This window comes from Mycolicibacter heraklionensis (assembly GCF_001021505.1).
GTDB lineage: Bacteria > Actinomycetota > Actinomycetes > Mycobacteriales > Mycobacteriaceae > Mycobacterium > Mycobacterium heraklionense.
On record NZ_LDPO01000041.1, the window covers coordinates 1 to 9515 of the forward strand.

A 9515-nucleotide genomic window follows, 5' to 3' on the forward strand; every position below is an offset into this window, starting at 1 on the left:
TGTATAAGAGACAGCACCCAGCCCGCCCAGTCGAAGCCGGGCGCCTCGTCCGGCAGCCCGGCGAAGGTGCGCAGGTTGTAGGTCAGCTCGGCATCGCGGCGCTTCACCACGTCCCAGTGCGCGCCCGCCAACCGGGTCTCCAGCGCGACGATGCGTGCCGCGGTCCTGGCATGCTCGTCCGGTTCTCCGCCGTAGACCAGGGCGAACATCGCCGCGATGTGACCGGGGTAGGCGGCCAGGATCTCGGCGTGTTGTTCCTCGCGGTAGTAGGACTCATCGGGCAGTCCGATGCCCGACTGGCTCAGGTGCAGCAGGTAGCGGGTCGAGTCCTTGGAGTCGGTGTCCACATAGAGCCCGACGCCGCCGCCGACCCCGGTGCGCTGACCTGCGCCCACCACCTGTGCCAGGGCCTGGCGGTCAGCGGCGTCGTCGATCGCGGACAGCTCCTGGCGCAGCGGTGCCACCCCGCGCTCGCGTACGGCCTGCTCGTCCAAGAAGCTGGCGTAGAGGTCGCCGATCCGGCGCTCGTCGGTGCCGGCGGCCGCGCCCGACTCCGCGGGCTGATGCGCCGGTTCCAGCTTCGCCTCTCCTCCGTCGAGGCTCGCTAAACCGGCGGCCTCGGTGAGCAGGTCGCGGACCTGGATCTCGGCCCGGTCGAACAAGGCCCGGAAGGCTCCGTCGGTGGCGCGGTCCGGCGGCATCGCGTAGCCGTCGAGCCAGCGGCCGTTGACATGACCGAACAAGTCGTCCTGCGGCCGGACGCCACTATCTATATAGGTGAGATCAAGGCCCGATCGAGTGGCTGGTGAGGTCACCGGTCCATCCTTCCACGACGAACCGTGCAGCTCTCCTGTAGCGTCACCGCCATGCCTGACGAGGAGCAGCCCGACATCTCCGCCGAGATGGACGACGGAAACATCGAGCCCGGCGCCGTCACTGCCGAGAGCGCCGCGGACCAGGACACCGTAAAAAAGACCACCGAGAAGGCCCCGGGGAAAGCCACCAAGAAGAGCACCCACAGCAAACCGGCTCCGGCACCCTCAGGCGGTGCGCTCTCCGGCTACGGGTGGGGGTCGGTGGCCCTCGGCCTGGTCGCGGTGGCCGCGCTGGTCTTCAGCCTGATCACCTGGAAAGTGCACCACGACGACGTCAATGAGCGCGGTTACCGCAGCCGGGTACTGCAGACCGCAGCCAGCTGGACCAGCGTGCTGATCAACTTGAACGCCGAGAACGTCGAGAAGGGCATGGCGCGGCTGCGCGACAAGACCGTCGGCGAGCTCAACAGCGAGTTCGACGCGGCTTTGGCGCCCTACCGCGACGTGGTGCAGCGGATCCAGTCGCGCAGTACCGGCCGGATCGAAGCCGTCGCCATTGAGCTGGAGCACCACGACCTTGACGAGCCGGCCGCGACCGGAAGTGACCAACCGTCGAACCCCGGCCGTACCGACCCGGTGATGGTGATCGCCACCTCGATCGCCGAGAACGTCGGCGGCAGGCCGCAGACCGTGCACTGGGCGCTGCACCTCGACGTCACCGACGTCGCCGGCAATCTGATGATCTCCCGATTGAGGTCGATTCGATGAGCAAGCTGGAACTCCTGAAATCGCCGACGCTGTGGCGGGTATTGGCCGTCGACATCGTCGCGCCGCTGGCCGCGATCGGCGGCCTGCTGCTGGTCGGGCTGACGCTCGACTGGCCGATTTGGTACGTGTCGCTCTGCTCGGTGCTGGTGCTGTTGATCGTCGAGGGCATGGTGGTCAACTTCGTGCTGCTGCGCCGTGACAAGGTCACGGTCGGCACCGACAACGAGCGGCCCGGCCTGCGCTTCGGAGTCGTCGGCCTGGCCGCGGCGGCGCTGGTGGCCGCGGCAGTGCTCGGATACCTGCGGTGGACCGTTCCGGACCGCGACCTGGAGGCCGACTCCGGTGAGGCGGTCAAGACCGCCGTCGCCATGGCCGAAGCTGCGGCCACCGTCTCGCCGGCCAACCCTGAAGCATCGATCGAGAAGGCTGCGACCTACATGGTCCCGGACCGGGTGAACGCCTTCCGGGAGAGCATCGGCCGGACCGCTACCGACATGGCCAACCGCAACATCGCGGTCGACGCGCAGACGCTCAGCGCCGGTGTCGAGGCGCTCGGGCCGTCGGCCGCGCGGGTCGCGGTCGTGATGCGCAGCGTCCAGACAGTCGCCAACCAACAGGTCAAGCAGTCGGTGGTGCCGGTGCGGGTGACGCTGACCAAGCGCGGCGGTCAGTGGTTGGTCCTGGAGATGTCACCGATCCACGCCCGCTGACGCAACGGGCGACCCGGCGTCAAACGACGTCGGGCGCCTCGCGGGTGTGCAGCTTGACGAAACGATCTGACAGTCGGCGCATCCGGATCATCAGCGAGGCCGGCGGGCTGACCGCGCCGCTGAGGTATTCCCCGAGTGTGTCGGCGGGAACCCCGACCCGCGAGGCGAACTCCTGCTGGCTCAGACCCGACCGTTCGATCAGCACCCGCATGTGGCGGCCGACCTCCGCGCGCTCGTTGGCCTCCAGGTGCGCGCGGGTGCGGGCCAGGACCTCCGACAGGGCCTTGGCGATGCCGAAGGACTCGGTGCCCTCCAGCACCTCCTCAACCTGGCGTGCGGTGCGGCCGTAGGGGTCGCGCTTGAGTGCCACCACGATGAGCTGCCAGGTGGCGATGTCACCGGTCTGCAGCGCAGCGCGAATCGCCGACGTGGGCCAGAACTCGACCGGCCGGTCGGTCTCGCCGGACGGCTGCCGAGGCAGCGGCCCGCGGCGTCGGTCCGCGGCCAACGTCACCTCGCCTCCTCCAGCATCGCCACGGCAACTGCCAGGCAGCGCCCTTGGACGTGTTCCCAGTCCGTACTCGCTCCAAGCGCATCGTCGCCGGAGGCGTAGTCGCCGCGTGCGGTGGGCTCCGGATCGGCGAGCCGACAGACCAGCTGGGTGGCCATCCAGTGTCCGTCGGCTGGTTGACCAGAGTAATACGCATCGATTCCGGTCAGTGCCCCAGCAACCGTTTTCGGGCCGAGCGCGTCGGCGAGCTCGGCCAGCCCGGCGTAGTCCCGGGCGCTGTTGCGGGCCAGCACCAGATAACCCGCCAGGCGCAGGGTCTCAGCGCCGGTGGGGATCTGCAGTCGGTCACCGGTGGGCAATTGGACGGCGGCCGTCTCCATCGGCCGGCACCGGGTCAGCGCCGGGACGTCGAGCCCGATCTCATTGGCAGCCCACGACTCGGTCTCCAGCGCGTCGAGCGCAACCGCGAGCCGGCGTCGCCACACGGTGACCGGGTGAACCGGCCGGATGGTGCGGGGCTGCGCCCGGTCGGTACCGGTACGTGCCTGCCAGCCACCGGCCAGCCGGGCCAGCGCATGGCTTCTCGATCTGCCGCCTGCCGGCGACGGTCCCGCCGCGGGCGTGCTGACCGGCAGCGCTTCGATCTTGCTGGTGACGACCTCAGCCACGCCGCAGCCGCGCAGCGCCAACGGGTCGCTGACACAGATCGCGTCGGGAACCAGCCCTTTGAGCCGGGCCGCCGACTTGACCACCACGCGAAGGTCGGCGCTGGGCGTGATCAGGGCGGAGATGTCATCGGGGATCACCACGACGTCGCCCAGATCCACCGTGGGCAGCGGCTTTTCGAAGTCCACCGACGGCAGGATCCGAGCCAGCCAGCGCGGTAGCCACCAGTTCCACTCGGCGAACATCGCCATCAGTGCAGGGACCAGCACCAACCGCACCACGGTGGCGTCGACCGCGATCGCCACGGCGCAGGCCACGCCCAGCTCGGCGACCAGGGGCATCCCGGCGAACGCGAAACCGATGAACACCGCGATCATGATCAGGGCGGCGCTGGTGATGGTGCGCGCACTGGTACTCACCCCGTAGGCCACGGCGTCGTGGGTGTTGCCGGTCTGCAGGAAACGCTCACGGATGCGGGTCAGCAGGAAGATCTCATAGTCCATCGACAAGCCGAACGTCATCGCCAGCACGAGCGGCGGGATGAACGTGTCGATGGAACCCGACGATGCGAACCCGAACCGTTCCAGCCAGCCCCACTGGAACACCATCACCAGGCTGCCGTAGGCAGCCGCCACCGACAGCACCGTCATCACGACGCCCTTGAGCGCCAGGAACACCGACTGGATCGAGACCAACAGCATCAGGAAGGCGATCAGCGCCACGAAAATCAGCACCATGGGTTCGGCCGCCGCAACCCGGTCGTCGAAGTCCTTGATCAACGCGGTCGGCCCGCCGACATCCACCTGCACCGCCGGCGAACCGGCCGCCGCCGGCAGGTGTTCGCGCATCCAGTCGACGGTGGTCCGTGCGGCCATGTCCTCGGGATCGACGGACAGCACCGCAGACAGCAGGCCGCTGCTGTTGTCATTGCCGAACACCGGCGGGGACACCGAAGCGATGTGGGGCGCCTGCGTCATCTCCTGGCGGATCGCCGCGAAGGTCTTGGCGTGGGCGGGCGCCGACGCATTCGCGCCGGGGATGGTCACCAACACCCGGATCGGCCCCAGGGCACCCGGGCCGAGGGCTTGGGCCGCCGCGGCCACCCCGCCCCGGATCTCGTGCGAGGAGTCGAACTGGCGAAGCATGCTGTTGCCCAGCGACAGCGACAGCGCCGGCGCCGCGAGGGCCAGCAGGAATCCCGCAGCCACCAAGGCCGATACCCAGGGGCGGCGCATCACCGACGCCGTCCAGCTGGTCCAGAACCGCGACTGGGCGGTCTGTGGGCTGCGCGCCCAGTGCAGCATCGCCGACCGTTTGGCCACCGCCCGGCCGAACACGGCCAGCACCACCGGAGTCAGGCTGACCGACGCCAGCACCGCCACCGAGACCGACAGGATCGCCCCCGTGGCCATCGACACCAGCACCGGCGTGTTGATCAGATAAATCCCGGTCAGGGAGGCCACCACGGTGAGACCCGACAGCACCACCGCAAGCCCAGACGTCGCCATCGCCGCGTCGACGGCCTCCTGCGGTTGGCGACCGGCCCGCAATTCCTCGCGGTAACGCATCAGAATGAAAAGCGAATAGTCGATCGCCAGCGCGATCCCGAACATCGACACCGTCGAGGTGACGAACACCGACATCGCGGTGAACATCGACAGCAGATAGACCAGCCCCATGGTGACGATCACCGTGCCGATTCCGAGCGCCAGCGGTATCGCGGCGGCGGCCAGTGAGCCGAACACCGCCAGCAACACGATCAACACGATCGGCAGATTCCACCGCTCGGCCTTGCCGATGTCCTGCTTGGTCTTTGCCGACGCCGCGGCGCCGAGTGCGCCCTGCCCGATCACGTAGAGGTTCACCGAACCGTTCTCGATCCGGCCGGGATGTTCGCCGTCCACGCCCAGCTTCGTGCGCAGCTTCTTGGCGACGTCGACCGCGCCGGTGTTGTTGAAGTCCACCCGCAGGGACACCACATAAGGGCGGTCCGGCCGCGGCGGCGGCTGCGTCGTATCCGGCAGCACCGTCACGCTGGGAACCTCGCCCGCGGTCCGCTGCAGCAGCGCGACGGCGTCCTTCATGTCCCGGTAGGTGGCGTCGGCGCGGGGCGCGGCCACCAGGGCGAGCGGAGAGGCGCCCTGCTCGGGAAAGTGATCCTCGAGCTGGTACTGCACGTGCAGCGACTGCGATCCCTGGACTTCGAAGCCGCCGCCGGTGAGATGACCGGACTGGGTGCCGGCCAGGTAGAGCGCGACGAGCACAGCCAGTAGCCACCCTGTGAAGACCACCCAGCGGAATCTGCGCAGGTTGTTGCTGAAGCGCATCATGAACTGCTGGATTTCGGTCTCCCCGCTCTCGCCCGCACCGGTGCGTCGCGTGCTGCGAGCCTACCGCAGCAACCTTTTGCGCTGGCCGTTTCTCTCGGCTCTGAGCTGCTCCGATGCCGTCGCGGAACCACACTGTGACCAGGCTGACCAGTGCTCGGGTGGCGGCATCAGGTGGTTACTGTCAGGATGGGGAAAAGGCCGTCTTTTCGATCTGCCGTTGCTGCCGGGGGGCATCGCGCGCACCAGACCACCTTCGAAGCGTCATCCGCAACGTGGCGGGGCCTCGTCGGGGCCGATCGGAATCTCGCCAGTCGTGAGGAGAACTCGTGAACATCACCCGTGCCACCCTGCGTCGCAGTCTGTCGGGCAAGGCCGTCCTTGCCGCCCTGCCGGTCTTTCTGGGCGGTGCCGTCACCGCCACACTGCTGGCCAGCCCGTCGGCACCCTCGGCGACCGCAGCCAAAGACCCCTGCGTGGCCAGTGAGATCGCCCGGACCGTGGGCAAGGTGGTCACCTCGACCGGTGACTACCTGGACTCGCACCCGGACACCAACCAGGTGATGACCGGCGCGCTGCAACAGCAGCCCGGCCCGCAGACGCTGGCGAATCTGAAGAGCCACTTCGAGGCCAACCCGAAGGTCCAGGACGACCTGGCCAAGATCATCGCTCCGGTGCAGGAGGTCAGCAACCAGTGCAAGCTGGCGGTCAGCCTGCCGCAGATGCTGGGGCTACTGCAGGCCGTGCAGGCTCAGGGCGGCCTGCCGGGTGGCGGCTTGCCCGGAGGCGGCCTGCCGGTGACCGGCTTGCCGGTGAGTGGCCCTGCGGCCGGTGCGGTGACCCAACCGATCGCGGTTCGCTGAGGACCGACGCGTAGTCGTCGGTGTCCTGGCCGGCCGCGTTGTCGGTGCGGAAGACGAAGAAGAACACCACCCAGCCCGCTGCTGAGATCAGCAACCAGCTGATCATCCGGTAGATCAACACTGCCGAGATGGCGTCTGGCAGGGTCAGGCCGCTGGACACCAGGCCCGGCACCAGCACGGCTTCCACGACCAACAGGCCACCGGGGACCAGGGGAATCGTTCCCGCCGCGCGGGCGGCGGCGTAGGCCACCGTCAAACCGGCAACCGATGCCCGCCCACCGGTGGCATAGGCGGCGCAAGCCAGGCAGGCGACGTCGGCGACCCAGTTGAACAGCGACCAGCCGAACGCCGTCGACAGATCGCGGCGGCCCAGGCTCACCGACTCCAGCTGGCCCAGCATCCGGCGCCAGGTCGCAAGCCCGGCGTCAACGGGCCGGGTGCGCACCGAGTTGACCCAGGACAGCACGCGGACGCCGATGCCGTCGATCAGCTCGGGTCGCGAGGCGACCGCCTGCGCCAGCAGCAGCAGCGCGATGAAGCCGCCCAGGGTGAACAGCACGGAGAAGGGATTGTTGCGGGCGCCGAGGAGAAACGCGCCACCCAGGCCCAGCAGCGCAAGCCCGACGGCCTGCAGCACCCCCGACATCACCAGCTGCCACGACGCCACCACCGGGGACGCACCCCAGCGTCGTTGCTGCCGGTACAGGAAGGTGGTCGACAGCACCGGGCCGCCGGGCAGGGTGGTACTGAGCGAGTTGGCGGCGTAGAAGGCGGCCTCGGACCGCCGCTGCGTGACGTGCACTCCGGCCGAGCCCAGTAGGGTCCGCTGGATCTGCGCGAAACTGTGCATCGACGCGGCCGCGGCCACCACCGCCCCCACCAGCCAGCCGCCGTCGGCGCGGCAGAGGCTGCACCATGCGGCGAAGACCTGGTCCCACACCAGCGCGATTTCGACCGCGAGCACCACCGCGACCAGACCCACGAGTGCCGGGCGCACCCAACGGTATTTGCCACCGGGGCGCTGCGGAGCCAGGGCTTCTCGCCCGACGACTTCCCGAACGACGACGTCGTGAGCGTCGCAGTCGTGAGAAACGGGGGCGTGGGGCACGAATTCAAAGGTTAGCCGCGTCACGTCGATATTCTCACTACCTGATGTGCACCCGCTGCGGCATCGTTACGCTACCGGAATGTCAGCCAGCGCAGACGAATCCGTACATCCGACGGTGCGCAAGGCGGCGGCGTGGGCCTGGCGTTTGCTGGTGCTGTTCGCCGCGGCGCTGGTGGTGCTGCTGATCATGCGGCGCCTCGAAGTGATTGTCGTCCCCGTGGCGATCGCCATGATGATGTCGGCTCTGCTGCTGCCCGGCGTGGACTGGCTGTCCCGACACGGGGTACAGCGCGGGCTCGCGGTCTTCCTGCTGCTGCTCGGCGGCTTGGCGGTGCTCGCCGGGCTGCTGAGCTTCGTCGTCGATCAGTTCATCGACGGGGTGCCCGAACTGGTCGAGCAGGTCACCCAGGTGATCAACTCGACCCAGCACTGGCTGGTCGAGGGGCCGCTACATCTGAGCAGTGAGCAGATCGACAGTGCCGGCGACACCGTGGTCAACGGCCTGCGCAACAACCAGGCCAAGCTGACCAGCGGCGCGCTGTCGACGGCAGAGACCGTCACCAAGATCTTCACCGGCGCCTTCGTCGTGCTGTTCACGCTGATCTTCTTCCTCTACGGCGGCCGTGACATCTGGCGGTTCACGGTGAAGTTCTTCCCGAGCCAGGTGCGCGAGCGGGTGCACGCAGCCGGCGTCGCGGGATTCGAATCACTGATCGGCTATGTGCGGGCCACCTTCCTGGTGGCGCTGGTCGACGCCCTCGGAATCGGCATCGGCTTGGCCGTCATGGCCGTGCCGTTGGCGTTGCCGCTGGCCTCGCTGGTGTTCCTGGGGGCGTTCATTCCGCTGGTCGGTGCGGTGCTCACCGGTTTGCTGGCCGTGCTGGTCGCGCTGATCGCCAAGGGCTGGATCTACGCCCTGGTCACCCTGGGGCTGATCATCGCGGTCAACCAACTGGAAGCCCATGTACTGCAGCCGCTGGTCATGGGACGTGCCGTCTCGATCCACCCGCTGGCGGTGGTGTTGGGCATCTCCACCGGCGGAATCCTGGCCGGAATCGTCGGCGCGCTGCTCGCCGTCCCGACGATCGCCTTCATCGACCGGGCGGTACGGGTGCTGATCGGAGCCCCGGACTCAGACTCGCTGGACGTCACGGAACCCGACGTGGCGGACCCGGAGACCGAGGAGGTCAGTACCGACCCTCCCGACGCAGCAGTTCAGCCGCGCTGAGACCGCCGGCAGCACCGCGCCGCTGGGGGGTCTGCGGGTTGGCCGCCGCGTCGTCACCGGCCTGGTCGCCGACAGCGGTGAGCTTCTCGGTGGCCGGGTTCTCCGGGTCGCCTTGCGAGCCCTGAGCCGGGATGGCCGTGGTGGGGGCGTTCTCGACGTCGCCCGCGTTCTCGGTCGGTTTGGGCAGTGACCGGGTCCGCTCGTCGGACGCCTCCGAATCGGTCTCGCCCTGCCGGCTGCGCCGGGACTGCGCCGCCTCGCGGCCGCCGCGCAGCTCACCCAGCCAGGACTCGATCTCACGTTCCTGCTCGCCCGGGCCCGGCGAGTCTTTGCTGGGCGACGGTACCCGCTCCGTCGTCGGCTCGGCGGCGGAGAAGCGGGTGGTAGGCGGTTCGGCCGGGCCGGTGGTGATCCGATTGGTCCGGGCGTTGGACGGATTGCCGCTCACCGGCCGGGTCGGAAGCTGTTCTGCCGGACGCGACCGTGCCGGTGCGCCGCGGCCCGGGGCGGGGTGGGTGG

At 68.9% G+C, this 9515-nt stretch carries 7 protein-coding genes and 2 pseudogenes; 4 read left to right on the forward strand and 5 right to left on the reverse strand.

What is annotated here, in order from left to right:
* Positions 1–815: M13 family metallopeptidase (locus ABW16_RS23230; RefSeq protein WP_047321574.1), on the reverse strand; the 815-nt coding region annotated here is incomplete at its 3' end.
* A 51-nt stretch (positions 816–866) separates the two neighbouring features.
* Here ABW16_RS23230 and ABW16_RS23235 point away from each other — a divergent pair.
* Positions 867–1583: a hypothetical protein gene (locus ABW16_RS23235; RefSeq protein WP_047321568.1), complete on the forward strand. Its 717-nt coding sequence runs from the start codon at positions 867–869 to the stop codon at positions 1581–1583.
* The gene (locus ABW16_RS23240) at positions 1580–2293 is read left to right on the forward strand and encodes a hypothetical protein (protein ID WP_047321569.1); all 714 of its coding nucleotides are present in this window, start codon (positions 1580–1582) and stop codon (positions 2291–2293) included. Before ABW16_RS23235 ends, ABW16_RS23240 begins: the two co-directional genes overlap by 4 nt.
* 19 nt (positions 2294–2312) lie before the next feature.
* Here the strand turns inward: ABW16_RS23240 and ABW16_RS23245 are convergent, their stop codons facing one another.
* Together ABW16_RS23245 and ABW16_RS23250 are read right to left on the reverse strand one after the other, a co-directional pair.
* Positions 2313–2807, reverse strand: coding sequence for a helix-turn-helix domain-containing protein (locus ABW16_RS23245; protein WP_047321570.1), 495 nt, complete (start codon positions 2805–2807; stop codon positions 2313–2315).
* Positions 2804–5800: an MMPL family transporter gene (locus tag ABW16_RS23250; RefSeq protein ID WP_047321571.1), complete on the reverse strand. Its 2997-nt coding sequence runs from the start codon at positions 5798–5800 to the stop codon at positions 2804–2806. Before ABW16_RS23250 ends, ABW16_RS23245 begins: the two co-directional genes overlap by 4 nt.
* A gap of 326 nt (positions 5801–6126) precedes the next feature.
* Between ABW16_RS23250 and ABW16_RS25130 the strand changes: the two are divergent.
* Positions 6127–6489, forward strand: a pseudogene (locus tag ABW16_RS25130) (hemophore); the annotation flags it as partial.
* A gap of 16 nt (positions 6490–6505) precedes the next feature.
* On the opposite strand, the gene ABW16_RS23260 reads toward ABW16_RS25130, so the two are convergent.
* Positions 6506–7693 (reverse strand): lysylphosphatidylglycerol synthase transmembrane domain-containing protein, encoded by a 1188-nt coding sequence (locus ABW16_RS23260; RefSeq protein ID WP_047321576.1) that lies wholly within the window; start codon positions 7691–7693, stop codon positions 6506–6508.
* Between the two features lie 154 nt (positions 7694–7847).
* Between ABW16_RS23260 and ABW16_RS23265 the strand changes: the two genes are divergently transcribed.
* On the forward strand, positions 7848–8996 hold the full coding sequence (locus tag ABW16_RS23265) for an AI-2E family transporter (RefSeq protein WP_047321572.1): 1149 nt from the start codon (positions 7848–7850) through the stop codon (positions 8994–8996).
* Here the strand turns inward: ABW16_RS23265 and ABW16_RS23270 are convergent.
* Positions 8956–9515, reverse strand: a pseudogene (locus ABW16_RS23270) (hypothetical protein); the annotation flags it as partial. The gene ABW16_RS23265 and the pseudogene ABW16_RS23270 sit on opposite strands and share 41 nt — an antisense overlap.

What these genes read in the sequence shown, in the direction of transcription:
- ABW16_RS23235 (WP_047321568.1), top strand. Translation starts at nt 867, where the DNA reads ATGCCTGACGAGGAGCAGCCCGACATCTCCGCCGAGATGGACGACGGA.
- ABW16_RS23240 (WP_047321569.1), top strand. Translation starts at nt 1,580, where the DNA reads ATGAGCAAGCTGGAACTCCTGAAATCGCCGACGCTGTGGCGGGTATTG.
- ABW16_RS23265 (WP_047321572.1), top strand. Translation starts at nt 7,848, where the DNA reads ATGTCAGCCAGCGCAGACGAATCCGTACATCCGACGGTGCGCAAGGCG.
- ABW16_RS23250 (WP_047321571.1), bottom strand. Translation starts at nt 5,800, where the DNA reads ATGATGCGCTTCAGCAACAACCTGCGCAGATTCCGCTGGGTGGTCTTC.